At 70.5% G+C, this 24,438-nt stretch carries 19 protein-coding genes; 5 read left to right on the top strand and 14 right to left on the bottom strand.

Features of this window, described 5'->3' with window-relative positions; all coding sequences use genetic code 11:
- Positions 1–13: 13 nt before the first annotated feature.
- The 4 genes from mdh to purN form a co-directional block, all read right to left on the bottom strand.
- Positions 14–964, bottom strand: a complete 951-nt coding sequence (gene mdh, locus IT780_RS36480) for a malate dehydrogenase (protein WP_199516425.1) — start codon at positions 962–964, stop codon at positions 14–16.
- A 102-nt stretch (positions 965–1,066) separates the two neighbouring features.
- A complete protein-coding gene (locus tag IT780_RS36475; protein WP_199516424.1) occupies positions 1,067–1,666 on the bottom strand; it encodes a pentapeptide repeat-containing protein in 600 nt (199 codons plus the stop codon).
- 1 nt (position 1,667) lies between these two features.
- Positions 1,668–3,224 (bottom strand): bifunctional phosphoribosylaminoimidazolecarboxamide formyltransferase/IMP cyclohydrolase, encoded by a 1,557-nt coding sequence (gene purH, locus IT780_RS36470; protein WP_199516423.1) that lies wholly within the window; start codon positions 3,222–3,224, stop codon positions 1,668–1,670.
- Positions 3,221–3,838 (bottom strand): phosphoribosylglycinamide formyltransferase, encoded by a 618-nt coding sequence (gene purN, locus IT780_RS36465; RefSeq protein ID WP_199516422.1) that lies wholly within the window; start codon positions 3,836–3,838, stop codon positions 3,221–3,223. The genes purH and purN overlap by 4 nt, the downstream gene beginning before the upstream one ends.
- 414 nt (positions 3,839–4,252) lie before the next feature.
- On the opposite strand from purN, the gene IT780_RS36460 reads away from it, so the two are divergent.
- On the top strand, positions 4,253–4,519 hold the full coding sequence (locus IT780_RS36460; protein WP_199516421.1) for a DUF4190 domain-containing protein: 267 nt from the start codon (positions 4,253–4,255) through the stop codon (positions 4,517–4,519).
- A 314-nt stretch (positions 4,520–4,833) separates the two neighbouring features.
- Here IT780_RS36460 and IT780_RS36455 read toward each other — a convergent pair whose 3' ends face one another.
- The 4 genes from IT780_RS36455 to icmB form a co-directional block, all read right to left on the bottom strand.
- Positions 4,834–6,480, bottom strand: coding sequence for a cell division protein PerM (locus IT780_RS36455; RefSeq protein ID WP_199516420.1), 1,647 nt, complete (start codon positions 6,478–6,480; stop codon positions 4,834–4,836).
- A gap of 203 nt (positions 6,481–6,683) precedes the next feature.
- Positions 6,684–7,565 (bottom strand): succinate--CoA ligase subunit alpha, encoded by an 882-nt coding sequence (gene sucD / locus IT780_RS36450; RefSeq protein ID WP_199516419.1) that lies wholly within the window; start codon positions 7,563–7,565, stop codon positions 6,684–6,686.
- A 4-nt stretch (positions 7,566–7,569) separates the two neighbouring features.
- Positions 7,570–8,748 (bottom strand): ADP-forming succinate--CoA ligase subunit beta, encoded by a 1,179-nt coding sequence (sucC, locus tag IT780_RS36445; protein ID WP_199516418.1) that lies wholly within the window; start codon positions 8,746–8,748, stop codon positions 7,570–7,572.
- 912 nt (positions 8,749–9,660) lie between these two features.
- The gene (gene icmB / locus IT780_RS36440) at positions 9,661–10,065 is read right to left on the bottom strand and encodes a coenzyme B12-dependent isobutyryl CoA mutase small subunit (RefSeq protein ID WP_199516417.1); all 405 of its coding nucleotides are present in this window, start codon (positions 10,063–10,065) and stop codon (positions 9,661–9,663) included.
- A gap of 413 nt (positions 10,066–10,478) precedes the next feature.
- Between icmB and IT780_RS36435 the strand changes: the two genes are divergently transcribed.
- The gene (locus tag IT780_RS36435; protein ID WP_199516416.1) at positions 10,479–11,210 is read left to right on the top strand and encodes a M23 family metallopeptidase; all 732 of its coding nucleotides are present in this window, start codon (positions 10,479–10,481) and stop codon (positions 11,208–11,210) included.
- A gap of 369 nt (positions 11,211–11,579) precedes the next feature.
- Positions 11,580–12,587 (top strand): M23 family metallopeptidase, encoded by a 1,008-nt coding sequence (locus tag IT780_RS36430; protein ID WP_199516415.1) that lies wholly within the window; start codon positions 11,580–11,582, stop codon positions 12,585–12,587.
- Here IT780_RS36430 and pcrA read toward each other — a convergent pair.
- A complete protein-coding gene (gene pcrA, locus IT780_RS36425; protein ID WP_199516414.1) occupies positions 12,584–15,004 on the bottom strand; it encodes a DNA helicase PcrA in 2,421 nt (806 codons plus the stop codon). The genes IT780_RS36430 and pcrA overlap by 4 nt on opposite strands.
- A gap of 193 nt (positions 15,005–15,197) precedes the next feature.
- On the opposite strand from pcrA, the gene IT780_RS36420 reads away from it, so the two are divergent.
- Together IT780_RS36420 and IT780_RS36415 are read left to right on the top strand one after the other, a co-directional pair.
- The gene (locus IT780_RS36420) at positions 15,198–17,045 is read left to right on the top strand and encodes a bifunctional metallophosphatase/5'-nucleotidase (RefSeq protein WP_199516413.1); all 1,848 of its coding nucleotides are present in this window, start codon (positions 15,198–15,200) and stop codon (positions 17,043–17,045) included.
- A gap of 273 nt (positions 17,046–17,318) precedes the next feature.
- The gene (locus IT780_RS36415) at positions 17,319–17,609 is read left to right on the top strand and encodes a chorismate mutase (RefSeq protein ID WP_199516412.1); all 291 of its coding nucleotides are present in this window, start codon (positions 17,319–17,321) and stop codon (positions 17,607–17,609) included.
- Positions 17,610–17,744: 135 nt separating this feature from the next.
- On the opposite strand, the gene IT780_RS36410 is transcribed toward IT780_RS36415, so the two are convergent.
- The 5 genes from IT780_RS36410 to IT780_RS36390 all read right to left on the bottom strand — a co-directional run bounded on the left by IT780_RS36410 (position 17,745) and on the right by IT780_RS36390 (position 23,486).
- Positions 17,745–18,767: an ABC transporter ATP-binding protein gene (locus IT780_RS36410; RefSeq protein WP_199516411.1), complete on the bottom strand. Its 1,023-nt coding sequence runs from the start codon at positions 18,765–18,767 to the stop codon at positions 17,745–17,747.
- Positions 18,760–19,797, bottom strand: a complete 1,038-nt coding sequence (locus IT780_RS36405) for an ABC transporter ATP-binding protein (RefSeq protein WP_199516410.1) — start codon at positions 19,795–19,797, stop codon at positions 18,760–18,762. The genes IT780_RS36410 and IT780_RS36405 overlap by 8 nt, the downstream gene beginning before the upstream one ends.
- A 9-nt stretch (positions 19,798–19,806) precedes the next feature.
- A complete protein-coding gene (locus IT780_RS36400; RefSeq protein WP_199516409.1) occupies positions 19,807–20,781 on the bottom strand; it encodes an ABC transporter permease in 975 nt (324 codons plus the stop codon).
- The gene (locus IT780_RS36395; protein ID WP_199516408.1) at positions 20,774–21,700 is read right to left on the bottom strand and encodes an ABC transporter permease; all 927 of its coding nucleotides are present in this window, start codon (positions 21,698–21,700) and stop codon (positions 20,774–20,776) included. The genes IT780_RS36400 and IT780_RS36395 overlap by 8 nt, the downstream gene beginning before the upstream one ends.
- A 139-nt stretch (positions 21,701–21,839) precedes the next feature.
- Entirely contained in the window at positions 21,840–23,486 is a 1,647-nt protein-coding gene (locus IT780_RS36390) for a peptide ABC transporter substrate-binding protein (protein WP_199516407.1), read from the bottom strand.
- Positions 23,487–24,438 lie beyond the last annotated feature (952 nt).

Here is a 24,438-nt window from a genome sequence, read left to right as displayed (position 1 = left end):
TCATCGCGATCTGTCAGAGGTCGGCGACGTCGGCCTGCTTCGCGCGAACCGCCTCGGCCGCCTCCTTGAGGCCCGCCAGCTCGGAGTCGGTGAGCTCGGTCTCCACGACGCGGCGCACGCCGGTCGCGCCGATCTCGGCCTCGACGCCCAGGTAGACGCCGGAGATGCCGTATTCGCCGTCGACCCACGCGCACACCGGCATGACCGCGCCGGAGTCCTCAGCCACAGCGCGGGCCATGCGGGCCGCGGCCGCCGACGGGGCGTAGTACGCCGATCCGGTCTTCAGCAGCGCGACGACCTCGGCGCCACCGTTGCGGGTACGGGTGACGAGCTCCTCGACCTTGTCGGCGGGCAGCAGGTCGGTGAGCGGCTTGCCGTTGACCGAGGACTTCGACGGCACCGGCACCATCGTGTCGCCGTGCGAGCCCAGCGTGAGGGTCTTCACGCTCGCGACCGGGACCTTGAGCTCCTCGGCGACGAAGTTCGTGAAGCGGGCCGAGTCGAGCATGCCGGCCTGGCCGAGCACCCGGTTCTTCGGGAACTGCGTGGCGATCTGGGCCAGCGCGGTCATCTCGTCCAGCGGGTTGGACACGACGATGACGACGGCGTTGGGGGCGTACTTCGCGACGTTCTCGGCGACCTGGCGGACGATCTTGGCGTTGACGCCGAGCAGGTCCATGCGGCTCATGCCGGGCTTGCGCGGCAGGCCGGCGGTGATCACGACGACGTCCGAGCCCTCGATGGCCTCGTAGCCCTCGCCGTTCGGGCCGGTCGTGGCGCCGACGATCTTTGTCTCGAAGCCCTCGATCGGGCGCGACTGGTTGAGGTCGAGCGCGAGGCCCTCGGGCTTGCCCTCGACGATGTCGGTGAGCACCACGGTCTCGAAGATGTCGTACTCGGCCAGACGCTGTGCGGTCGTGGACCCGTAGAAACCGGCGCCTACGACGGTGACCTTCTTGCCCATGCTCTTACTCCCAGTCCGCGGGACGGTTTTTCCGGACCGTATCAGTCGGTTAACGGCGCATTACCCGGCAGGTCCGCCCGGCGGGAGATAAGCCACTCGCGTTCAGCCCAGGATCGCTCCGTAGGCCTGCGCGACCAGCCCGGCCTGGGAGATGTCGATCTTCGCCCCGGTGAGGTCCACCTCCCGCAACGCGACTCCGTCGAGGTCCGCGCCGCGCAGGTCGGCGCCCTTGAGCACCGCATCCTTCAGCCGCGCGTAGGAGAGGTCCGCGCCGCGCAGATCGACCCGGGTGAGGTTGGCTCCCTCGAAGTCGGCCTCCCGCAGCCGCAGGCCGCCCAGCTTCGCCGCGGTCAGGTTCTGCCCGCGCAGCGACACGAAGCCCCAGTCCCCGCCGTCGACCGTCAGCGGTCGCAACGAGCAGTCGAGGAACTGGGCGCCGGTGAGCTTGCAGCCGGTCAGCGTCGCGTCGAAGAACGAGCAGCGGCGCAGGCGGGACTGGATGATCGCGCAGGTCGTCAGCTCCGCCGCGTTGAAGCGGACGTTGCCGAACTCGCAGTGCCGGAACGTGCAGCCGGTCAGGCGCGCCTCCGACCAGTCGACGTCGTGGAACGCGCAGTCCTCGTAGACCGCGCGTTCCACCTCCGCCAGCGCCCAGTCCTTACCGGAGAAGGTCTCGTTGCGGATGACCTCGACGTCGGACACGTCAGTGGTAGAAGTGCCGCGTACCGGTGAGGTAGACGGTCAGGCCCGCCTTCTCCGCCGCCTCGATCACCAGGTTGTCGCGGATCGAGCCGCCGGGCTGGACCACGGCCTTCACCCCGGCCGCGATCAGCACCTCGAGTCCGTCGGGGAACGGGAAGAACGCGTCCGAGGCCGCCACGCTGCCCTTCGCCCGGTCCGCGCCGGCGCGGTTGACCGCCAGGTGGGCCGAGTCGACGCGGTTGACCTGGCCCATGCCGACGCCGACCGTGGCGCCGTCGTGGGCGAGCAGGATCGCGTTGCTCTTCACCGAGCGGATCGCGCGCCAGGCGAAGGCCAGGTCGCGCAGGTCCTCCGGCGAGGCAGCCGGGCCGGTCGCGAGCGTCCAGTTGGCCGGGGCGTCGCCCTCCGCGTCGATCCGGTCGGACACCTGGACCAGCACGCCGCCGCCGATCTGCTTCACCTCGGCGGGCGGCGGGTTCCATGCCGGCGCGACCAGCACGCGCAGGTTCTTCTTCTCCTGGAAGACCGCCAGCGCGTCCGGCGCGTACGACGGCGCGACGATGACCTCGGTGAAGATGCCGTCGAGCTGCTGGGCGAGCTCGAGCGTCACCTCCCGGTTCACCGCGATGACGCCGCCGAACGCCGACACAGGGTCGCACGCGTGCGCCTTGCGGTGCGCCTCGGCCACGTCCGCGCCGATCGCGATGCCGCACGGGTTGGCGTGCTTGATGATCGCGACGCAGGGGTCGGTGAAGTCGTTGGCGCTGCGCCACGCGGCATCCGCGTCGACGTAGTTGTTGTACGACATCTCCTTGCCGTGCAGCTGCTGCGCCTGGGCGAGGCCGGCCGGCGCGTTCGGGTCCACGTAGAGGGCCGCCTGCTGGTGCGGGTTCTCGCCGTAGCGCAGCGCGCTCTCCCGCTTGAGCGCCAGCCCGGTGAACTCCGGCCATTCCGACGGGGCCAGCGTCGTGGCGCACCAGTTGGCGACCGCGACGTCGTACTCGGCGATGTCGGCGAAGGCGCGGGCCGCGAGCAGCTTGCGCTGCGTCAGCGTGAACCCGCCGTCCTTCACGGCCTCCAGGATCAGCGGGTACGCCGACACCGACGTGACCACCGCGACGGAGGGGTGGTTCTTCGCCGCCGCCCGGACCATCGCGGGCCCGCCGATGTCGATCTGCTCGACGCACTCGTCCACGCTCGCGCCCGACGCGACCGTCTGCGTGAACGGGTACAGGTTGCTGACGAGCAGGTCGAACGGCTGAACCTCCAGCTCGGCCAGCTGCTGCTCGTGCGCCGGCAGCCGCAGGTCCGCGAGGAGGCCCGCGTGCACCTTCGGGTGCAGCGTCTTCACCCGGCCGTCGAGGCACTCCGGGAAGCCGGTGAGCTCCTCGACGCGGGTCACCGGCACGCCGGCGCCCTCGACGGTCGACGCGGTGGAACCCGTGGAGACGATCTGCACCCCGGCGGCGTGCAGGGCCTGGGCCAGCTCGACCAGCCCCGTCTTGTCGTACACGCTGAGCAGTGCCCGCTTGATCGGACGACGGCCGTCGGCGCTCATGGGATGGTGACCTTCCTGTCCGTGATGGTCCAGCCTTCGCGGACCAGCCGGCCGACCTGCTCGACGAGCTGCCGACGCTCGGCTTCCTTGATCCGCTCGGTCAGCGTCTCCTCCGTGTCGCCATCGAGCACGGGGACGCTGACCTGGGCGATGATGGGTCCGGTGTCGACGCCGGCGTCGACGAAGAACAGCGTCGCGCCGGCGATCTTCACCCCGTACGCGAGGGCGTCGCGCGGGCCGTGGATGCCCGGGAACGCCGGCAGCAGCGCATTGTGGGTGTTGACGTACCGGTCGCCGAACGCGTCGAGGAACTGCTTGCCGACGAGCTTGAGGAACCCGGCCGAGATGACCAGGTCCGGCTCGTGCTCGGCGACGTGCGCGGTCAGAGCGGCGTCCCAGTCGTCACGCGTCGGGTACGCCTTGACGGAGTCCACGAACGTGGGCACTCCGGCCGCGGCGGCACGGTCGAGGCCGGCGATGCCGTCCCGGTCAGCCCCGACGGCGACGACCTTCGCGCCGTACGCGGGATCCGCGGCGGCGTCGAGCAGGGCCTGCAGGTTGCTGCCGGAGCCGGAGACGAGGACGACCAGGCGGGCGGGCGCGGGGTCTGTCACCCGAGCACCCTATCGTCGCGCCCCCGCCCAGCCGCACCCGGGCCGAGCGCGCCCGCCGGCGACGGCACCCCGCCGGACGAACAGGGTTCAAGCCGGTCGACCCCACGGCCGGACGCCCCGCGAAGACACCACCGGGCGCGCCGAAGGACACCAACGGTCGCCTGGCGAAGGCACCGCCGAGTGCGTCGCACGCAAATCGTCGGGCGTCCCGCCAAGCCACCACTGGTCGCACCGCGAGGACACCGCCGGGCGCGTGAGGCCCGCCGCCGGGCGCGCCGGGAGGACACGGTTCGTTCCGTGGACAGCGAAAACACCTGATCATCGGTTAGGCTGCGGGCCGCTCACGCGATGGTCCGCGTGCGCATGGATTGCACACCCCCCGCCTGAGCGCGGAATTATCTGGAGGATTCGCCCGTGACGCCACCGCCCTACTACGGACAGCAGCCGCCGCCCGCCGCGGGCAACGACAAGACGACGCTCTGGGGTGTCCTGGGCATCGTCTTCGCGTTCTGCTGCTGGCCGCTCGGCATCGTCTTCGGTGTGCTGAGCCTGCTCGAGGCCCGCAAGGTGGGCAAGCAGCCGACGCTGGCCTACGTGACCTTCGGCGTCATCGTGCTGGCCCTGATCATCAACATCATCCTGGCCGCGACGGGCACGCTGTCGAACCTGACCTCTCCCTGATCGACCAGGGCCCACGACGGGCGTTCCGGCTCCGGCCGGGACGCCCGTCGTCCGTTCCAGCACGCCCCACCGCACCCACCCGCCACCCGGGCCACAAAGCACCGACCGACCGACCGACCGGCGCAGCGCAATCACCGCCGCAGCCCAGCGCAGCGCAATCACCGCCGCAGCCCAATGACCGCCGCAGCCCCACGCAGCGCCATGACCGACACAGCCCAGCGCGGAGCACCGACTGACCGACACGTGCTCCGCCGCGGCCGACCCCCTCACCGAACCGCGAACAAGCACGCTGATCGCTGACGGGCCGGCAGGGCCTACTTGTGGTGGACCGGCGCCCGGAACGCTCGCCCGGCCGCCGCGCCGATGCACGCCGACACCGTGACCACCACGGTCGCGATGAATGCCACCTGCCACGGCACCGGTCCGATCTCCGCCATCCGGCCGTTGCCCAGCGGGCCGCCCGACAGCCACGACAGGACGCCGAGAACGAGGCCCGCCACCGGACCGGCCAACGCCGCCGAGGCGAGCACCAGGTGCCATGCCGGTTCGGCGGGGGCTGTGTCGCCGGATCGCGACGGGTGGCGGCCATCGACCAGGTGACCGTCCACCACGTGGTGCACGCCCATGAGCCGGCGGGTCAGCAGCCAGCCCGCGGCCATCGCGGCGAGGACCGGTACGGCGAGCAGGGCCGCTCCGCTCGCGCCCATCGGGCCGTTGGGCAGCCCGGCGAGCAGTGGCAGCGTGGGCAGCGGGCCGACGGTCAGCTCGGTCAGGCGTACGGCGGAGTCGGTGCCGAGCGAGAATCCCGGGCCGAGCAGGTACGCCGCCGCCCACACCACGCCGTTGGCCCCGTACGCGAGGCTGACCAGGGTGATGCCCGCCTGCCCCGCCACCCCGGTGCGGTACGCGCCGATCATGTCGGCCGCCTGGCCCCCGCCGATCGCGACCGACAGGCCGGCGAACGCAGCCCCGGCGGCGAGGATCAGCAGGGCCGCCACAACGCCGGTACGCAGGCCGTGCCGTAGGGGCGGCGGCATGCGCCGGGCGACGACCACGAGGGCTTCCGTGCTGCGCAGGGAGCCGATGAGTGAGAAGACCAGCCCGGCCAGGAAGAGGTGGAGCGCGGCGCGGCCGGGGGTCACCGCGGTGCCGCGGCCGTCGACCACGAGGGCCGCCAGCGTGCCGAGGATGGCGTACGCGATCCCGATCGTGGCCGCGACCAGCAGCGCGGCCCGCGGCGAACCGCTGCGCCGGGCCCCGATGGCGCGGGTGACGTGCAGCCCGGCGCGGTTGAGCCGCCACCCTGCGAGCAGTGTGAGCAGCAGCGGCGCGAGGCCGAGCGGGCCGATGGACGTGCCGATCGGTACGCCGTGCCCGAGCAGCCACCCGGCGAGCCCGGCATGGGCGGCGCCGCCGAGGCCGCCCTGCCCCTCGAGCGTGCGGGCGAGCCCGATGACCGCCGCCACCGGCACGTACGACAGCAGCGCGGCCCACAGAGTCGCGAAAGCCGCGGCGACCGGCAGGGGTGCGCGCCGGCTCCGGTACTCCGCGGGGCGCCGCTGACCGGGAAGCTTGACCGTCTGGTGATTGCGCGGGTCGACGCGGACCGTGGGCCGGTTCCGCGGATCGATCCCGACCGTGGCGTGGTCGCCCCCCGCCCCGGAACCGGCGGCCGCCGAGGCACCGTCGGCGGGACCAGCCGAGGCGTTCCCGCCAGCAGGACCGGCCGAGACACCACCGGCGGCGGGGCCGGGTGCGGCGGGCCGTACGCCGATCGACACGGTTTCCCGCGCGATGGCGAAGTCGTCGTCGTCGACGTCGTCCCCACGCAGGGGCGTGCCCGGACCGGTGGCGGGGTCTGCCCACGGGCCGAGGGCAGCGTCGTCGGTGGCCTCGGCGGCCTCGATGGGGTCCCCCGAGCCGGCGGGTCGACCGTCGGGACGGTCGGGTGTGGTCGGCATCGCCGACTACTTTTCCACGCCGGGCGGCCTGCGGCGACGCGAAAACCGCGACGCGCCGCCACAAGCCCCGGCCGACGCACCGCCACAACGCCCCGGAACAGCCCGGAACGAAGGGGCGCCGCCACGCCGGGACGGAAAAGGCGACGCGCCGCCGACCGGACCGGGCTGGTCCGTGCGGCGGCGCGTGCGTGGCCGTACCAAAATCAGCTCATGACCTCGCGCATGAGGCGCGCGGTCTCGCTCGGCGTCTTGCCGACCTTGACGCCCGCGGCCTCGAGGGCCGCCTTCTTGGCGTCCGCCGTGCCGGCCGAGCCGGAGATGATCGCGCCCGCGTGGCCCATGGTCTTGCCGGGCGGGGCGGTGAAGCCGGCGATGTAGCCGATGACCGGCTTGGTCACGTTCGCCTTGATGAACTCGGCCGCGCGCTCCTCGGCGTCGCCGCCGATCTCGCCGATCATCACGATCGCGTCGGTGTCCGGGTCGTCCTGGAAGGCCTTGAGCGCGTCGATGTGGGTGGTGCCGATGATCGGGTCGCCGCCGATGCCCACGCACGTCGAGAAGCCGAAGTCGCGCAGCTCGTACATGAGCTGGTAGGTCAGCGTGCCGCTCTTCGAAACCAGGCCGATGCGGCCGGCCGGGGTGATGTCGGCCGGGATGATGCCCGCGTTCGACGCGCCCGGGGACGCGATGCCGGGGCAGTTCGGGCCGATGATGCGGGTCTTCTGCCCCTGGGCGATGTTGTGCGCCCAGAACGCGGCGGAGTCCTGCACCGGTACGCCCTCGGTGATCACCACGGCGAGCGGGATCTCGGCGTCGATGGCCTCGAGCACGGCGGCCTTGGTGAACGCCGGCGGGACGAAGATGACCGACACGTCCGCGCCGGTCTCCTTCATGGCCTCGCCCACGGAGGCGAACACGGGCAGCGAGGTGCCGTCGAAGTCCACCGTCGTGCCGGCCTTGCGGGGGTTCACGCCGCCGACCACGTTGGTGCCGGCGGCCAGCATGCGGCGGGTGTGCTTCGAACCCTCCGAGCCGGTCATGCCCTGGACGATGACCTTGGAGTCCTTGGTGAGCCAGATAGCCATGTCGTCACTTCCCCGCAGCCGCGAGCTCGGCGGCACGCTCGGCCGCACCGTCCATCGTGTCGACCCGCTCCACGAGCGGGTTGTTCGCCGAGTCCAGGATCGCCCGGCCGGCCTCGGCGTTGTTGCCGTCGAGGCGGACCACGAGCGGCTTGGAGACGGCCTCGCCGCGCTCGCCGAGCAGGGCGAGGGCCTGGATGATGCCGTTGGCGACCTCGTCGCAGGCGGTGATGCCGCCGAAGACGTTGACGAACACCGACTTGACCGACGGGTCACCGAGCACGATCTCGAGGCCGTTCGCCATGACCTGGGCGCTGGCGCCGCCGCCGATGTCGAGGAAGTTGGCCGGCTTGACGCCGCCGTGCGCCTCACCGGCGTACGCGACCACGTCGAGCGTCGACATGACCAGGCCCGCGCCGTTGCCGATGATGCCGACCTCGCCGTCGAGCTTGACGTAGTTGAGGTTCTTCTCCTTGGCGGCCTGCTCCAGCGGGTCGACCGCGGACTGGTCCACCAGCGCCTCGTGGTCGGGGTGGCGGAAGCCGGCGTTCTCGTCCAGGGTGATCTTCGCGTCGAGCAGCAGCACCCGGCCGTCGCCCACCTTGGCGAGCGGGTTCACCTCGACCAGCGTGGCGTCCTCGGCCACGAAGGCCTGCCACAGCTTCTGCGCGATCTCGACGATCTGCTCGGACACCTCGGCCGGGAACTGCGCCGCGGCGACGATCTCGCGCGCGACCGCCTCGTCCACGCCCTTCACGGCGTCGATCGCGATCTTGGCAACCTTGTCCGGCTGCTCCTCGGCGACCGTCTCGATCTCCATGCCGCCGGCGACGCTGGCGATGCAGAGGAAGGTGCGGTTGGCCCGGTCCAGCAGGTAGGAGAAGTAGTACTCCTCCTGGATGTCCGCGGTCTCCGCGAGCATCACCTTGTGCACCGTGTGACCCTTGATGTCCATGCCCAGGATGTCGGTCGCGCGGGCCTCGGCCTCGTCGGCGCCGTCAGCGAGCTTGACGCCGCCGGCCTTGCCCCGGCCGCCGACCTTGACCTGCGCCTTGACGACGACCTTGCCGCCCAGGCGCTCGGCGATCGCACGCGCCTCCTGCGGGGTCTCGGCGACGCCGCCGCCCAGCACGGGCAGCCCGTGCCGTTCGAACAGGTCGCGCCCCTGATACTCGAACAGGTCCACGTGTCTCCTTTCGCTCGCGACGCTTGCCCCGGCAAGCCGCGTACCTGCGTCCCGACCTGTGTGCGCGGCGCGTCGTTGCGTCGCCGCCAGCGTGAGAAGAAATGTCGGCCCGGTGGTGCCAGCGGACCTCGTTCGAAGCCTAGCCACACCGCCCGTGACGACAGCCTCGCGGGTGGTCCGTGTGCACCAACCCACAATCCACTTCATCGGGGGGCGTGCACCAAACCACGATCCACTTCATAAGTACGGACTTCATAAGTACGCCGAGCGGCGTCCACAACCGCAGCAGCCGGGCTGGACCGCCTCCGGCGGCTACCGCGGCCGGCCGGGCGGGTGCCCCAGGCCGTCCCCCGCCGCCGGCCCGGCCCCAGCCCGGCCCCGGCCCCGGCCCGGAGCCCTGCGCAGGCGCCGGGCCACCCGGGCAAGAGCTGGACCGCCACGCGGGAGCCGGACCACCGCGCGGGAGCCGGGCCACCGCGCGGGAGCCGGGCCACCGCGCAGGAGCCGGACCACCGCGCAGGAGCCGGACCGCTGGGCCGTCGGCGACGGCTTGGGCCGGCGGGGGGCTTCGGTCGGCGGGCCGCTCCCGGCCGGCGGGCCGCTGGGTCGGCGGCGGGGGCGGCCGGGACCACCGAGGGGCCCGGCGCGGTAGCCGCCGGAGGCGGTCCAGCCCCGGTGCTGCGGTTGTGAACCCGGTCCCGCGTACTCGTGGAACGATCTTGATTTTCGTCGTAACCGCCCACGGAGCGCGTCGTTGAGTGTGATGTCGGAGCGCTGAGCGACGACGAAAGCGGCCGATGCCCTGTCGGTCGAGGGGTGGCGGCGGGGCATCGTGCATGAGGGGCCGGACGTGTGAGGGGTGCGTCCGGCCTCTCCCCTTAACTCTTCGCAGTTATGCGGTGACTATTCGCGTCAGGAAACGGGTGCGGCGACATTGGCGCGTACCCATTCGATGATGGACGCGGTCGTGGCACCCGGCGTGAATATGCGGGCGACGCCGAGCTTCTCCAGTTCGGCAATGTCGTCGGCCGGAATGATGCCGCCGCCGAATACCACGATGTCTGATGCGTCACGTTCGGCCAGCAGTTCCAGAACCCGGCGGAAGAGCGTCATGTGCGCGCCGGAGAGGACGGACAGGCCGATCGCGTCGGCGTCCTCCTGGATGGCGGTCTCGACGATCTGCTCGGGCGTCTGGTGCAGCCCGGTGTAGACGACCTCCATGCCGGCGTCACGCAGGGCGCGGGCCACGACCTTCGCGCCCCTGTCGTGCCCGTCCAGGCCCGGCTTGGCCACCACGACCCTGATCCGTGCTTCCATCTGCGACCCCTTCGGCGCGCGACGACTGACGACCTGAACGAACGGTAACCCGGCCCGGTTGAACCGTGGTAGCCGCCGCTCCGTACTACCGCCCGGCACAGACCACCCCGGCGATCCAGCGCAAGCACCGTTTACCGTATTCCACGTCACATGACTTTCCGTTTCGAGTGCCGTTACTCACAGACATCACTGCGCGACCTCCGAAAAGATGACCAACTCGGACATTCGCCCCCGAAAGCCCTGAGGGAACTGTCAGGGAATTGGCGGTGCGACTTGTGACCGGCGTTGCGTTTCGTTACCGTGGCTCCCGGCTGTCAACCGGTTAACGCCGGACCGATCGCCCGGCAAACCACCGTTCAGTTTCAGTTCCCCCACGGTGGAAGCCGTTCTTTGCCATCGACGGAGGGTTGTTCGTGCGTCAGCGCTTGTCGTCTGAGCCCGACCGCTATCGCGGCCGTCGTCGCGTCCCCACACCTCCGCGCAGCCGGTATGCGGCCGTCGTCACGTCGGCCTTCGTCGGTGCCGGAGTCGTGGCCCTCGGAGCGGCATCACAGCTCCCGGACGCCAAAGCAGTCAGCCCCACGGTCCTGCAGAACCTGGAAGAGGCCTCGGCCGCCCAGGACGCGCTCGCGGACCGCTCCGCGGACAACGACCGCGCCTCCCGCAGCGAGGACCGCGGCGTCAGCACCAAGGTCAGCGAGGAGGAGGCCGCCGAGCAGGCCTGGCTCCTCCCGCTCGGGGACTACGAGTTCACCTCGGCGTACGGCGTCCGCTTCGGCAAGCTGCACGCCGGCATCGACCTGGCGGCCCCGGAGGGCACCCCGTACAAGTCGATCCACGCGGGCACGGTGACGTCGGCCGGCTACACGGGCGGCTACGGCTACGCGGTCACCGTCAAGCACGACGACGGCACCGAGATCATCTACGCCCACTCCCGCCGCCTCTTCGTGAAGGCCGGCGACACGGTCAAGGCGGGCCAGGTCCTCGGCCAGGTCGGCAACACGGGCTACTCGTACGGCACCCACCTCCACGTCGAGGTCCACGTCAACGGCGCCCCCACCGACCCGATCGTCTTCCTCCGCAACCACGGCGTCGACATCAAGCTCAAGATCGAGTCCGTGCTCGGCACGCTCGCCGCCTCCTGAGCCCTCTCCCCCGCCCGGCCGCGACCTCCCGCGGCCCCGCCTTTCGCCGCGCGGCCCCCGCCTTTCGCCGCCCGGCCCCGCCTTTCGCCGCCCGGCCCACCCTTCGCCGCCCGGCCAGCCCGCAAGCGCGGCTTCCCCGCGAGTGGCCTGCCGTTCGTCGGCCGCGCTCCCCGTAAGCGGCGGGCTCCCCGCAAGCGCGGCTTTCGCGGGTGCTTTCTCGCACTCCTGACCCTTCCTGGTCTCCTGGTGCTCGGCGACGCGATCCCTCTGTCAGAGGCTCCCGGGCCGCCCTCTGATACCTCCCCGCAACCACCCGGGTAGCAGCTCCCCCACCCCGCTCATCATCGGCCGGAGCGTGCCGACAGGCAGATGTCGAACGACGTCGCAGCCCTGGAGGATCAGCCCGCCGTGCAGCACCGAGCCCCCCGGCACACCACCGGTCGCCACCGCCGTACGGCACCGCTGCACAGCCACCGCGCGCCCCGCGAGCCGATCGCCGACAAGGGCCGCTACGCCGTGGCCGCCGCGCTGGTCGCCGGCGTGAGCGTGGCCGGGGTGTCCGCCGCCGGCGACAGCGCGTCCCCGGCCGGAGCCGTCGCGAGGAGCGCCGCCCAGAACTCCGCCGCCCAGAACTCCGCCACGACCCCGTCGGCCGCGCCGGCTCCCACCACCTCCGCCGACGCGAACGGGAGCGCGATCGCGGGCGCGTCCACCGGATCGGCCGCGGCGTCCACCGGAGCAGGCGCGGCGTCCGCCGGACCCGGCGCGGCGTCCGCCGGACCCGGCGCGGCGTCCGCCGGACCCGGCGCGGCGTCCGCCGGACCCGGCGCGGCCGCCCCCGGATCAGGTGCGGCGGCTGGAGTGCCGGCGGGACCGTCCGCCGCGGGCATCAGCGCGACGGCCGGTGACAAGACGGCGGGTGACGTCCTGTCCTTCATCCCGCAGCTCCGCAAGGCCAAGCCGCTCCCGCAGTGGGTCAACCCGATGCCCGAGGGCGCGGTGACCTCCTGCTTCGGCCAGCGCTGGGGACGCCTGCACGCCGGCGTCGACCTCGCCGCGCCGAGCGGCACCCCGATCCACGCGGCGGGTGCGGGCATTGTGGTGTCGGCCGGCGTCGAGCAGGGCTACGGGAACGCGGTGCTGATCGACCACGGGAACGGCTACCTCACGCACTACGGCCACATGTCCGCGATCACGGCGACGCTGGGCCAGCGCGTACGACCCGGCGACGAGATCGGCAAGGAGGGCTCGACGGGTCACTCGACCGGCCCGCACCTGCACTTCGAGGTGCACGAGGGTTCGTACAAGAACCCGATCGAGCCGACGGCCTGGATGCGCGGGCACGGCGTCGACATCCCCGGCTGCGCGAGCTCCTAGATCTTCTCGATCGGGGCGTGCCGCAGCACCAGCCACATCACCTGGTCGCCGAAGTCGATCTGCGCCCGCGCTCCCGGCCCGTGGCCCTCCACCGTGACGACGCGGCCGAGGCCGTACCGCTGATGGTTGACGCGGTCGCCCGGCGCGACCTTGGGGGTCTGCTTCATCTCGCTGGCGGTGGTCAGCTTGCTGGCGTCCACCCCGAGCCGTTCGGCCAGCCGCTGTGCCTTGGGCGTACCCCCGGCGAAGCCTCCGCCGCGACCGTAGTCGCGGCCGTTGTCGCCACCGCGACCGCCCACGCCGCCGCCCGTGCCGGACCATGACGTGTACGAACCGGCCGTACGCTCCCAGCGCACCAGCTCCGTCGGCAGCTCGTCGGTGAACCGCGACGGCGGGTTGTACTGCGGCTGCCCCCACGCGGAGCGGGTGACGGCGCGGGACAGGTAGAGCCGCTGGCGGGCGCGGGTGATGCCCACATACGCCAGCCGGCGCTCCTCCTCCAGCTCGGTGTTGTCCCCGAGCGCGCGCATGTGCGGGAAGACGCCGTCCTCCAGGCCGGTCAGGAAGACGACCGGGAACTCGAGGCCCTTCGCGGTGTGCAGCGTCATGAGCGTGACGACGCCCTGGTGGTCGGGGTCGTCGCTGGGGATCTGGTCGGCGTCCGCGACGAGGGCGACCTGCTCGAGGAAGCCGGCCAGCGTCGCGGCCTGGGCGTCGTCCTCCTCGGCCTGAGCCTCGACGCGTTCGGTGTACTCGCGGGCGACGCTGACGAGCTCCTGCAGGTTCTCCACGCGGCCCTGGTCCTGCGGGTCGAGGCTCTCCTCCAGCTCGGACAGCAGGCCGGAACGCTGCAGCACCGACTCGAGGACCTCCTCGGGCGGCGCGGTGCGGGAGAGCTCGCGCAGGTCGTCGAGGAGCTGGACGAAGTCGGTGATGCTGTTCACCGCGCGGGTGGAGATGCCCGGGGCGTCCTTGGCGCGGCGCAGGGCCTGACCGAAGGAGACGCGGTCGCGTGTGGACAGTGCCTCGATGCAGGCCTCCGCGCGGTCACCGATGCCGCGCTTAGGGGTGTTGAGCACCCGGCGGATGCTCACGGTGTCGTCGTCGTTGACCACCGCGCGCAGGTACGCCAGCGCGTCGCGAACCTCCTTGCGCTCGTAGAAGCGCACGCCACCGACCACTTTGTACGGCAGCCCGACCCGGATGAACACCTCTTCGAAGACCCGCGACTGGGCGTTCGTACGGTAGAAGACCGCGACGTCTCCCGGACGCACCTCGTGGTTGTCGCAGAGCCGGTCGATCTCGCGGGCGACCCAGTCGGCCTCGGCGTGCTCGGTGTCGGCCACGTAGCCGACGATCTGCTCGCCGGCGCCCTGGTCGCTCCACAGCCGCTTGGGCTTGCGGCTGGTGTTGCGGTCGATGACGGCGTTGGCCGCGGAGAGGATCGTCTGGGTGGAGCGGTAGTTCTGCTCGAGCAGGATCGTGCGGGCGTCCGGGTAGTCGCGTTCGAACTCGAGGATGTTGCGGATGGTCGCGCCGCGGAACGCGTAGATGGACTGGTCGGCGTCGCCCACCACGCACAGCTCGGCCGGGGGCACCTCGCCGCCGGACGGGCCGACGAGCTCGCGGACCAGCGTGTACTGCGCGTGGTTGGTGTCCTGGTATTCGTCGACGAGCACGTGGCGGAACCGGCGCCGGTACGCCTCAGCGACGTGCGGGTGCGACTGGAACAGGTGCACGGTCGCCATGATGATGTCGTCGAAGTCCAGCGCGTGCGCCTCGAGCAGACGGCGCTGATACAGCTCGTACGCCTCCGCGACGGCGCGCTCGTTGGGGCCCTTCGCCTTCTCCTTGAAGTCGGCCGGGTCGACGAGCTCGTTCTTGAGGTTGGAGACCTGGGCGGCGAGCCCGCGCGCGGTGTAACGCTTCGGGTCCAGGTCGAGCTCGCGGGCGACGAGCTGCATCAGGCGCCGGGAGTCGTCGGCGTCGTAGATGGAGAACGTGCTCTTCAGGCCGGCGTGCTCGTGCTCGGCGCGGAGGATCCGGACACAGGCCGAGTGGAAGGTCGAAACCCACATCAGCCGGGCGCGGGGGCCGACGAGCGCGGCGACCCGCTCCTTCATCTCCCCGGCCGCCTTGTTGGTGAACGTGATCGCGATGATCTCGCCGGGGTGCACGTCACGCTCGGCCAGCAGGTAGGCGATCCGGTGGGTCAGCACCCGGGTCTTGCCCGACCCCGCGCCGGCCACGATGAGCAGCGGCGACCCGGCATGGGTCACCGCGTCGCGCTGAGGGCCGTTGAGGCCGGTCAGCAGCGACTCGGGGTCGAGGCGCCGGGCGGCCGGCCGCCGGGGCGGCTCCTGCTGGACCGGGGGCACCGCGAACAGGGGCTGAGGATTTTCCGGAAGGACTCGCATCGCGCGGACAAGTGTATGCCCGGGGTCCGACAATCCGAGGAGGGCTGCACCGAGGGGAGGATCCGCACCAAATCGCCGTACGCCGATGCAGGCGCAACCAACCTGTCACTCGGAAGTAGTAGCGCTGACCAGCATCGATACACCAGGCTGTCGAGGTTGGTTGAACCGTAACCCGACCGGGAGACCGAATACTATGGATCACCCCCGCCGAAGCGGCCGGGCTGTGCTGCGCCACCTCGCCGTACCAGCCCTCGCACTGGCTGTCATCGCCACCCTGCCGATGACGCGCTCCGAGCAGGCGCAGGCCGCTCCGCAGTACCTGCCCGGCATGGCGCCCGCCGCCGTGTCCTACGGGCTGCCCGCCGGGCCGGCCGTCAAGGGCCAGTTCCTCAGCTACAACGACTTCCACGGCGCCATCGACCCGCCCGGCGGGTCCGGCGCCGTCGTGAACGGCACGCCCGCGGGCGGTGTCGAATACCTCGCCACGTACCTGCGCAACCTGCGCTCCCAGGCCGCTCAGGAGGGCCGCTCGACGCTGACCGTCGGCGCCGGTGACCTGATCGGCGCGAGCCCGCTGGTCAGCGCGGCGTTCCACGACGAGCCGACGATCGAGCTCATGAACGAGGTCGGCCTGCAGGTGTCCTCGGTGGGCAACCACGAGTTCGACGAGGGCGTCGACGAGCTGATCCGCATGCAGCGCGGCGGCTGCCACCCGGTGGACGGCTGCCAGGACGGCGACGGGTTCGGCGGCGCGAAGTTCAGCTACCTCGCCGCGAACACCATCAACAAGAAGACCGGCCTGCCGATCCTCCCGCCCATCGACATCAAGTTCGTCAAGGGCGTACCGGTCGGCTTCGTGGGCCTCACCCTCGAGGGCACGGCCGGCATCGTCAACCCGGCCGGCATCCAGAACGTACGCTTCGCCAACGAGGTCGAGACCGCCAACAAGTGGGGCAGCCTCCTGAAGCTGTTCGGCGTCAAGGCGCAGGTCCTGCTGCTGCACCAGGGCGGCCAGCAGAACGCGTCGGACCCGGTGCCGGGCGTCTCGGACTGCACCAACTTCACCGGCCCGGTGGTCGACATCGTCAAGGGTCTGAACCCCGAGTTCGGCCTCGTCGTCTCCGGCCACACGCACCGCTTCTACTCGTGCACGCTGCCCAACGCGAAGGGCTCCTCGGTGGTCACCAGCGCCGGCACGAACGGCCAGCTGGTCACCGACATCGACTACAGCATCGACCGGCGCACCGGCCGGTTCGCCGAGATCTCGGCGAAGAACGTCGTGGTCGAGAACGGCGTACCGGACGGCAAGGGCGGCTGGCAGAAGGACGCCAACGGCGTCTTCCTGAAGAACCCTGACACCGTCGACCCCAAGGCCAAGAAGGTCGCCGACAAATACCGTACGGCGGTGGCCCCGATCGCCAACCGCGTGGTCGGCACGATCACGGGCGACATCGTACGGACCGCCGGCGCCAACGGTGAGTCCCCGCTGGGCGACGTCATCGCGGACGGGCAGCTCGCCTGGACGAAGAACAACGGGGCGCAGATCGCGCTGATGAACCCGGGCGGCATCCGCGCCGACTTCGACGCCGAGGCGTCCGCGGGCGGCGAACCCGACGGCAAGGTCACGTACGGCGAGGCCTTCACCGTCCAGCCGTTCAACAACCTGGTGGTCACCCAGACGTTCACCGGGGCGCAGCTCAAGGACGTCCTCGAGCAGCAGTTCGTCGGCTTCGGCGGGCAGACCACCCAGCGCATCCTGCAGGTGTCGGCCGGCTTCACGTACACGTGGACCAGCACGGCGGCCCCGGGCTCGAAGGTCTCCGCGATGGCCCTCAACGGCACGCCGATCGACCCGGCCGCCACGTACCGGGTCACGACGAACGACTTCCTGGCCAACGGCGGCGACGGCTTCACCAACCTGAACGTGAAGGTGGACCGCACCACCGCGCCGGGCTTCGACATCGACGCCCTGGTCGGCTACCTGGGCGCCGGCACGCCGGTCGCGCCGGGCCTCGCGAACCGCATCACCAAGGCGGGCTGAACGTCCTGATCCGACGGCCCGGGTCGCGTCCTCACGGGGCGGCCCGGGCCGGGATCCCACGCTTCGGGCCGTTTCCTTGCGGGGCGGCCCGGGCCGGGGGCATACTCGGTCCGTGATTCAGACCGCGCGATTTTTTTACTACGGCACCGGAGGTCCGGCGGCCGTAGGACGCGTCTGAACGACATTCCTGCATCAAGCCCCGGGCTTCCCAGCCCGGGGCTTGATGCTGTCCGGGCCGGACCGACCGAGGCGCCAGCACCCGAGGAGCACGACATGACCGCCGACCTGATGGACCAGTCGACCGGTGCCGGAGCGCCCCCCGCCGCCGAGGAGATCAAGGCGATGCGGGAGCGGATCGACGAAATCGACCAGGCGATCATCGACCTGTGGCTGGAACGCGCCCGGCTCTCCCAGGAGGTCGGCAAGACCCGCATGGCCTCCGGCGGCACCCGCCTGGTGCTCTCCCGGGAGCGCGAGATCGTGGAACGCTTCCGCGAGGCCCTCGGCGCCGACGGCACCCAGGTCGCGCTGATGATCCTCCGCGCCGGCCGCGGCCCGCTGTAACAGCCCGGCCCGCGCGGCAGCTCAGCCCGCGCCCGCGAGCCGGCCCGGTAGCGCGGCCCTGGTCCGGCGGCGCGGTGCCGGAAACGTCGAACGGCCCGCCCCCGTTTCCGGATGGCGGGCCGCTCGGGCCGTACGTCAGATCGCTCTCGCGTCGTGGGTGACCACGACCTCGCGCGGTTCGGCGAAGTGGCAGGCGCTCGGGTGGTCGCTGCCCCGCCGCTCCACGAGCTGCGGGACCTCGGTCGCGCAGATGTCCTGCGCCTTCCAGCACCGCGTACGGAAGCGGCAGCCGGACGGCGGGTTCACCGGGCTGGGGACGTCGCCGGTGAGGCGGATGATCTGCTTGGTGTGCCGGACCGTCGGGTCCGGCACCGGCACCGCCGACAGCAACGCCTGCGTGTACGGGTGGGTCGGCCGCTCGTAGATCTCGTCCTCGGAGCCGATCTCCACGATCTTGCCGAGGTACATGACCGCCACCCGGTCCGACAGGTGCCGGACCACCGACAGGTCGTGCGCGATGAAGATGTACGCCAGCCCGAACTCGCTCTGCAGCCGGTCCAGCAGGTTCATCACCTGGGCCTGGATGGAGACGTCCAGCGCGCTGACCGGCTCGTCGCAGACGATGATCTCGGGCCGCAGGGCCAGCGCCCGGGCGATGCCGATGCGCTGCCGCTGACCGCCGGAGAACTGGTGCGGGTAGCGGTTGATGTGCTCGGGGTTGAGCCCGACCACCTCGAGCAGCTCCTGCACCTTGCGCCGGCGGCTGCCCTTCGGCGCCACCTCCGGGTGGATCTCGAAGGGCTCGCCGATGAGGTCACCGACCGTCATACGCGGGTCCAGCGACGTGTACGGGTCCTGCATGACCAGCTGGATCTGCCGGCGCATCCGGCGCAGCGCCGCGCCCCGCAGGCCGGACAGCTCCTCGCCGCGGTAGTGCACCGAGCCGCTGGTCGGCTTCTCGAGGTTCATCAGCACCCGGGAGAGGGTCGACTTGCCGCAGCCCGACTCGCCCACCACGCCGAGCGTCTCGCCGGCCTTGAGGTCGAACGAGACGCCGTCCACCGCGTGTACCTGGCCGATGGTGCGCCGGAAGACCACCCCGCGGGTCACGGGGTAGTGCTTCACCAGGTTGTCGACTTTCAGGATCGTCTCAGGCACGGTTCACCAGGTCCTCGGCGAAGTGGCAAGCGCTGGCCCGGGTGGGGCCGATCTGCAGCAGCGGCGGCACGTTCGGGATGCAGATGTCGTCCACCCGCATGGGGCAGCGCGGGTGGAAGGGGCACCCCGAGGGGATCCGCATGAGGTTCGGCGGCAGGCCCTTGATGGTGCGCAGCTCCTGGCCCTTCTCATCGAGCCGGGGAATCGACTGGAGCAGGCCGATCGTGTACGGGTGGGCGGGCTTGGCGTACAGCTCGTAGACCGTCGCCTCCTCCACGATGCGCCCGGCGTACATGACGGCGATCCGGTCCGCGACGTCGGCGACGACACCGAGGTCGTGGGTGATCAGGATCATGCCCATCTGCCGTTCGCGCTGCAGCTCGCTGAGCAGGTCCATGATCTGGGCCTGCACGGTCACGTCGAGCGCCGTGGTGGGCTCGTCGGCGATCAGCACCTCCGGGTCGAGCGCCAGCGACATCGCGATCATGACGCGCTGCCGCATACCGCCGGAGAACTGGTGCGGGTACTCGTTCACCCGCTGCTTCGCGAACGGGATCTTGACCTGGTCGAGCATCTCGATCGCGCGCTTCTTGGCGTCCCCGCGGCTGAGTCCCTGCCGTACGCGGAACTGCTCGGCGATCTGGAAGCCCACGGTGAAGACCGGGTTGAGCGCGGACAGCGCGTCCTGGAAGACCATGGCGATGCCGTTGCCCCGGATCCGGCGGCGCTGCTCGGGGCTCATCGTGAGCATGTCGTCGCCGTGGAAGCGGATCTTGCCGCCGGTGACGAAGCCGGGCGGGGTGTCCAGGATGCCCATGATCGCCTGGGCGGTCACGCTCTTGCCGGAGCCGGACTCGCCCAGAACCGCAAGCGTCTCACCGGCGTTGACGTGGTAGGTGACACCGTTGATGACCTTGGCGACGCCGTCCCGGGTACGGAACTCGACACGCAGATCCTCGACCTCGAGCAGCCTGCCGGAGGGTTTGCCCGCACTGGCGTACCGGGGGTCGGTGATAACAACTTCGGACAAGGGGATCTCCTACCGGAGTTTCGGGTCGAGGGCCTCGCGGACGGCCTCGCCCAGCATGACGAACGCCAGAACCGCCGTCACCAGGAAGGCAGAGGGGAAGAAGAGCAGGAAGGGCGAGACCCGGATGTAGTTCTGCGCCTCGTTGATCATGATGCCCCAGGAGACCACCGGGGTCCGCAGACCGACGCCGAGGAAGGACAGGGTGGCTTCGGCGCCGACGAACGAGCCGATCAGGATCGTCGAGTAGACCAGCAGCGGGGCCAGGCAGTTCGGGATCAGGTGCTTGAAGATGATCCGCCCCGGGCCGGCGCCCATCGCGCGGGCCGCGACGACGTAGTCGGCGTCGCGGACGGCCAGCACCGACGAGCGCATGATACGCATCGACACCGGCCACGTCAGGACGACCAGCGAGGCCACGACGATCGCCATGATCGCCCACGGTCCGCGGTTGCTGCCGGGGCCGTTGAACGTGAAGAGGATGACGATCGCGCCGAGCACGAACGGGATACCGGAGAAGACTTCGCCGAGCCGGGACACGAGGCCGTCCACCCAGCCGCCGCGGTATCCGGCGATGACGCCCATCATGCCGCCGAAGAGCACGGTGCCGAGCGTGGAGGCGAGCGAGACGACGATGGACGCCCGCGCGCCGTAGATGACCCGGGCGTAGACGTCGCGGCCCTGCACGTCGTAGCCGAACCAGGCGTCCGCCGACGGGCCGACCCGGCTGCGCGACAGCACGCCGTCGGAGGGGCTGGCCGACGTGAACAGGAACGGCATCGCGGCCATCAGCACGAAGAGCACGATCAGCGCGGCGGAGATCCAGAACAGCGGCTTCCGGCGCAGGTCACGCCAGGCGTCGCCGAGCAGGCCGCGGGGCTTGTCGTGCGACCGCTTCTCCTGCGCGTCCGCCTCGAGTGCGTTCCCCACGGTCGGGTCGCTGGACGGCGGCGACGTCACCAGCGACGGGGGCATGGGCTCACTCATAGCGGATCCTCGGGTCGAGCGCGGCGTACAGGAGGTCGACGAGCAGGTTCGAGAGCAGGTACACGAGCACGAGGATCACGACGATCGAGACGACGGTCGCGCCCTCCTTCGTGACGATCGCACGGTAGACCTGCCGGCCGATACCGTTGATGTTGAAAATGCCCTCGGTCACGATGGCGCCACCCATCAGCGCGCCCAGGTCGGTGCCCAGGTAGGTGACCACCGGGATCAGCGAGTTGCGCAGCAGGTGCACACCCACCACCCGCTTCATCGGCAGACCCTTGGCGATCGCCGTACGGACGTAGTCGGAGCGCCGGTTCTCGGCGATGCTGGTGCGCGCGAGCCGGGCGATGTACGCCATCGACGCGCTTCCCAGCACGAAGCCCGGCATGAGGAGCTCACCGAAGCTGGGCGGATTGGAGACCGTGGGCTTGACGATGCCGAGGTCGACGCCGAGCCACTTCTGCAGCAGGAAGCCGAGCACGAAGATCGGCAGCGCGATCATGAAGAGCGTGGAGACCAGGACGAGGTTGTCCAGGAAGCCGTTGCGGCGCAGGCCGGTGAGGACGCCCGCGGTGAGGCCGATGACGGCCTCGATGATAAGCGCGACGATCGCCAGCTTGATCGTGTTCGGGTACGCGTCCGAGATGAGGTCGCTGATCTGCCGGCCGCCGAAGGTCTGCCCGAAGTCGCCTTGCAGCAGGTTCTTCATGTACGTGCCGTACTGCACGATGATCGGCTTGTCGAGGTTGAACTTCTCGGTCATGAAGTCGACGTACGACTGCGGGCACGGGCGCTCGCCGCACTTGCCCGCGAAGGGGTCGCCGGGCACTGCCCAGACCAGGTAATAGATGAGGAACGTGGTCCCGAAGAAGACGGGTATCAGCTGGAGCAGCCGCCTCAGCACGTATCGGCCCATGGATGTTTCTCCTAGAACGGGCGTTGGTGACGCCCATGACGAAACCGGAGCCGTGCGGGGGTCGGCAGGACTCCGGGCGTGGGAAGAACTCAGGTCCGGCCCACCCCTCGCAGGGTAGACCGGACCTGAGATTCGCGCCTTACTTGAGCTGCACCGAAGAGAGGTCGATCTCTCCCACGTTGGTCGTCTTCACACCGGTGACGCGGTCCGAGACACCCGACTGCTGGGTGACCTCGAACATCGGGATCGCCGGCACTTCCTGGTCGATGATCTTCGTCGCGTCGGCGAACTTGGCGTGCGCCTCGTCAACGGAGGGCGCCGCGGTGCCCTCCTTGTAGAGCTTGTCCACCTGGCCGTTGCTGAACAGGCCGTCGTTCGAGGAGCCGCCGGTCACGTACAGCGGACCGATCCAGTTCTCGACGTCGGGGTAGTCCTGCTGCCAACCGGCGCGGTAGATGCCCTTCATCTTGTGGTCGTTGATCGTCTGGCGGAAGACCGCGAAGGTCGGGATGCCCTCGGCCCGGACGTTGATGCCCAGGTTGGTCTTGATGCTCTGCGCGGTCGCCTCCATCCACTCCTTGTGGCTGGCGTCGGCGTTGTAGTAGAGCACCAGCTCACCGGTGAAGCCACCGGCCGCCTGCAGAGCCGCCTTGGCGGCCGCCGGGTCGAACTTGCAGACCGTGCAGTCGTTGTCCGTGTGACCGGGCGCCAGCGGGCTGGACCAGCTGGTGGCGGCCTTACGGGTGTTGAAGAAGATCTTGTCGGCGATCTCCTGGCGGTTGATCGACAGCGAGATGGCCTTACGCAGGTTCGCGTTCTGGAACCGCTTGTCGTAGATCGGGATGCCCAGGATCTGCATGACCGGGATCTGCGCCTCGATGGCGCGGTCGCCCAGGTCGGCCTTCCACTTGTCGCCGGCCAGCGAGGAGACCGGGACCTGCTGCTGGAAGTCGAGCGTGCCGGACACCAGGTCGTTGTACGCCGCGGTGTCCTCCTGGTACATCTTGACCGTGACGTCCTTGATCTTGACCTTGTCGTCAAGGTTGTAGTCGTCGAAGCGGGTCAGCTTGACCTCGACGTTGTCCTGCCACGAGACGAACTTGACCGGGCCGTTGCCGATCGGCTTCTTGCCGAACTCCTCCGGCGTCTGGGAGAAGAAAGCGTCGGGCAGCGGCATGAAGGCGCTGTAGCCGAGCTTGGTCGGGAAGATCGAGAACGGCGCGTTGAGGGTGACCTCGAACGTCGTGTCGTCGACGACCTTCAGGCCGGACATCGTCTTGGCCTTGGGCTCGGGCGCCTTCTTCGGGCCGTCGCCGTCCGGGTCCTCGGTGTGCACGTCGGCGAAGCCGGCGATGTCGCTGAAGAAGCTGCCGTTCTGCGCGCCGTTGGGCGAGTACGCCGCCCAGTTCCACGCGTCCACGAAGTTCTTCGCCTTGACGACGGTGCCGTCGTGGAACTTGGTGTCCGGCTTGATCTTGATCGTGTAGACCTTGGAGTCCGTGGTCTTGATCTCCTGAGCGACGGCGTTCTTGGGAGCACCACCGTCGTTCGGGTACTGGACCAGACCCGTCCACAGGAAGTCGACGATCTTGCCGCCACCGGTCTCGGTGGTGTTGGCCGGAATCAGGCCGACCTCAGGCTGAGTGCCGTCGATGGTGATCGCACCGTTTGCGGTATCGCCGCTGCCCTTACCGGTATCGCTGTCGTCGCTACCGCTGCAACCAGCAGCCACGAGCGCGACGGCGGTGGTCAGCGCGACCACGCCCGCCCGCTTCGAGACTCTCATTGTGAAAGGCCTCCTCTAAAGGTTCTTACCTCGTGGGCTCATCGGAGCATTTCCGCGGACCCGCCACCGGCCGGTGGTGCCGCCCGGTGAGGTGCAAGCTACCGCAGGTGCGTCTCCATACCGTTCGACTTCGGTGGGTCGCCCGGCCGACCACGACGGCCGACGGGCACTCGTCCGTCGGTGCCGCACAGCGCACCGCCATTGGCAGCGATGACTGATCGAGCTCCGCGGAAGACACGGGCGCGAGGTCGAAGCAACTCTGACACCCCCCGCCCATCTCGGAAAGGCGTGTTATCAACCCGATACGCGACGAGGGGCTGTAACAGGGACGACAAGCAATCAGCTCGCACCCCGGCCACCATCGGTCTGGGCTGTTCGCCCAGCTCCGCGGCTTTTTGCCCGCAAGAGGCCCGCCGCCGCGCCCGCCCACCGCCGTTCCACCCTTATCCGACTGGAGTCTGCGCAGGTCAAGCCCCCGAGCGCGGCCGATCGCCACATTCGTCACTCTTTTGGAGTGCATCCCATTCTGCCCGAACAACCGCGGGACGATCGGCATATCCACAGCCCGGATTTCACCGCGTTCCCCGCCATTTCGCCGCCGGGAGGGTGCACTGCGCGGGGCGGCGGGGAGGGGCCGGGGGCGCAGGGTAGGGCTTAGCGCGCACCCGCGCTGCGTATTTTCTTGAGCCCGCGCAAAGCGTCCGCGTCCGGGCAAAGCACTCCAGCGCCGACCGGCCAAGCGGCCCGGCCCGAGCGAGCGGCCCGGCCCGAGCGAGCGGCCCGGCCCGAGCGAGCGGCCCGGCCCGAGCGAGCGGCCCGGCGCGGGCAACGCGGGCGCGCGGCAAGGCGCGGCGGCAAGGCGCGGGCGAGCAGCAGGGCACCGCGCGTCACGGCGCGGCACGGCACGCCGCGGGCGGCACGGCACGCCGCGGGCGGCACGCGCGGGGCGGGG

It is taken from the genome of Nucisporomicrobium flavum (assembly GCF_016464385.1).
GTDB lineage: Bacteria > Actinomycetota > Actinomycetes > Mycobacteriales > Micromonosporaceae > Actinoplanes > Actinoplanes flavus_A.
The sequence above is the reverse complement of the archived record's forward strand: the minus strand, read 5'-3'. Positions and strand labels throughout refer to the sequence as shown.

Coding starts and splice junctions, on each gene's coding strand:
- IT780_RS36390 (WP_199516407.1), bottom strand. CDS start 23,486: ATGAGAGTCTCGAAGCGGGCGGGCGTGGTCGCGCTGACCACCGCCGTC.
- icmB (WP_199516417.1), bottom strand. CDS start 10,065: ATGGAAGCACGGATCAGGGTCGTGGTGGCCAAGCCGGGCCTGGACGGG.
- mdh (WP_199516425.1), bottom strand. CDS start 964: ATGGGCAAGAAGGTCACCGTCGTAGGCGCCGGTTTCTACGGGTCCACG.
- IT780_RS36420 (WP_199516413.1), top strand. CDS start 15,198: ATGGATCACCCCCGCCGAAGCGGCCGGGCTGTGCTGCGCCACCTCGCC.
- IT780_RS36415 (WP_199516412.1), top strand. CDS start 17,319: ATGACCGCCGACCTGATGGACCAGTCGACCGGTGCCGGAGCGCCCCCC.
- pcrA (WP_199516414.1), bottom strand. CDS start 15,004: ATGCGAGTCCTTCCGGAAAATCCTCAGCCCCTGTTCGCGGTGCCCCCG.
- purH (WP_199516423.1), bottom strand. CDS start 3,224: ATGAGCGCCGACGGCCGTCGTCCGATCAAGCGGGCACTGCTCAGCGTG.
- sucD (WP_199516419.1), bottom strand. CDS start 7,565: ATGGCTATCTGGCTCACCAAGGACTCCAAGGTCATCGTCCAGGGCATG.
- IT780_RS36395 (WP_199516408.1), bottom strand. CDS start 21,700: ATGGGCCGATACGTGCTGAGGCGGCTGCTCCAGCTGATACCCGTCTTC.
- IT780_RS36455 (WP_199516420.1), bottom strand. CDS start 6,480: ATGCCGACCACACCCGACCGTCCCGACGGTCGACCCGCCGGCTCGGGG.
- IT780_RS36430 (WP_199516415.1), top strand. CDS start 11,580: ATGTCGAACGACGTCGCAGCCCTGGAGGATCAGCCCGCCGTGCAGCAC.
- IT780_RS36400 (WP_199516409.1), bottom strand. CDS start 20,781: ATGAGTGAGCCCATGCCCCCGTCGCTGGTGACGTCGCCGCCGTCCAGC.